2 protein-coding genes are annotated in these 1,341 nt (G+C 40.9%); both read right to left on the bottom strand.

Annotation, left to right across the window (positions count from 1 at the left end):
• Positions 1-49: 49 nt before the first annotated feature.
• A complete protein-coding gene (locus I4V84_RS19490) occupies positions 50-964 on the bottom strand; it encodes an IS3 family transposase (RefSeq protein WP_195993199.1) in 915 nt (304 codons plus the stop codon).
• Positions 961-1,245, bottom strand: coding sequence for a transposase (locus I4V84_RS19485; protein ID WP_207746649.1), 285 nt, complete (start codon positions 1,243-1,245; stop codon positions 961-963). Before I4V84_RS19485 ends, I4V84_RS19490 begins: the two co-directional genes overlap by 4 nt.
• Positions 1,246-1,341: the final 96 nt, after the last annotated feature.

Raw genomic sequence — 1,341 nt, 5'->3', positions numbered from 1 at the left:
TGGTACTATGTCAAGATTTAGTACAAGTTAAAATGAGGTTTTCCCCATCTTAACTTGCCATTGGCTCTTCGTTCTGTTGCAATCTACGGTATAGTTCTTCGTAGTCATTTGGTGACATGTAATCGCAATGACTATGGATTCGCTTGGTGTTATAGAATGCCTCCAGATATTCGAATACCAAGCGATATGCATGATTATAGTCGCGGATTTTGAAGCGATTCAGCCATTCGCGCTTGATCAGTGAATGAAATGATTCAATGCAGGCATTATCCCATGGATAAGCCTTTTTAGAATAACTGCACTGCATGTTTGCAGTGACACGTTTGTATTCCTTTGAAACATACTGTACGCCGCGATCGGAATGCATAATCAATGGTTCTTCAATTTTTCGTTTTGCCTTGGCTTTGTTTATTGTTTCAATCACGCAGGACACTTCCAATGTATTTGACAATGTCCAGGCAATGATTTTTCTGGAATATAAATCCATAATACTGGTCAAATAGACGAAGCCATCTATCGTCCAGATATAGGTAATGTCAGAACACCAAACTGCATTTGGCCGTTCTGGATTAAATTGTTCATCAAGGATGTTTTGAAGTTTGCTACTGAAATCGGAGTCTCTTGTGGTGATTGTCCACGGCTTTACCCACTGAGCCTTAATGCCCATTTGTTTCATGTACTGCCCAACAGTACGCTCAGAAATAGTTTCTCCTGTTTTGCGTAACACTTGTGTGATTTTGGGAGCACCGTAATTCTGTTTAGATTTATCGTAAATATCCTTGATTTTGGCTTTTACTGATTCCCGACGCTTTTCAGCATTGGAAGGAACATGTTTCAACCATGCGCGATAGCCAGAACGTGAAACGCCAAGTATTTTCAACATTCCGGAGACAGAAACACGGCGTTTAGCCTTGTGGGCTGCTTCTGCCCTCTCAGTAACTTCGAGGTAAATGGCTTCCGTCATTTTCCCAGAATGTTGATGGCTTTTTTTAATACATCAAGTGCATCCTGCGCATCACGTAGTTCACGCTTTAAACGTGCAATTTCCTTTGCTTCATCAGAAGCATAGTTGCCAGAACCACGGCTCTCAATGTCTCCGGTATCACGCAGTTCTTTCTGCCAGCGAGACAGTGTCTGATGACTGATTCCTAAGTTTGAAGCGCAACCCTGCAATCCTAATTCTCTGTGATCATGATAATACCGGATTGCATCCAATTTAAATTGTTTGTCATAGTGCTTTGCCATAATGAGATCCTCCTTCAGTGCGGTAACTACATAGTACCATAAAATTTGTAATTAGGGATTCTCATTTTGACTTGTACTATTTATATTCTAGCACCA

The organism is Ruminococcus sp. 1001713B170207_170306_F1 (assembly GCF_015668065.1).
GTDB lineage: Bacteria > Bacillota > Clostridia > Lachnospirales > Lachnospiraceae > Blautia_A > Blautia_A faecis.
Note: the sequence above shows the minus strand (reverse complement) of the source record. Positions and strands in the feature narration are given on the sequence as shown.

Bases quoted from the DNA above. Each gene is read 5' to 3' on its own strand.
- I4V84_RS19490 (WP_195993199.1), bottom strand. From the start codon at position 964: ATGACGGAAGCCATTTACCTCGAAGTTACTGAGAGGGCAGAAGCAGCC.
- I4V84_RS19485 (WP_207746649.1), bottom strand. From the start codon at position 1,245: ATGGCAAAGCACTATGACAAACAATTTAAATTGGATGCAATCCGGTAT.